The organism is Pseudoalteromonas aliena (genome assembly GCF_038155085.1).
Classification (GTDB): Bacteria; Pseudomonadota; Gammaproteobacteria; order Enterobacterales; family Alteromonadaceae; genus Pseudoalteromonas; species Pseudoalteromonas aliena_A.
Window position 1 is genome coordinate 1 of sequence record NZ_JBAKAU010000168.1, and the last position, 221, is coordinate 221.

1 pseudogene is annotated in these 221 nt (G+C 35.7%); it reads left to right on the forward strand.

Annotated features, from left to right (window positions below):
- Positions 1-221 (forward strand): annotated as a pseudogene (locus tag V6260_RS18960) (LysR family transcriptional regulator); the annotation flags it as partial.

Consider the following 221-nt stretch of genomic DNA (forward strand, 5'->3'; position numbering starts at 1 on the left):
TACATTAAATACGCGTTTATTACACCGTAGTACACGCTCTGTAAATATGACTTCAGACGGTGAGCTATTTTATCAAGGTGCACTGGGATTTTTTAGCGACGCTGACGATTTAAAAAATTTATTTGTAAGTGAAGATAAAGGTTTTACAGGCCGAATACGTGTAGATATGCCACAAGCTGATAGTCGAGATACCATAATTCCAAACTTAAGTTCGTTTTTAA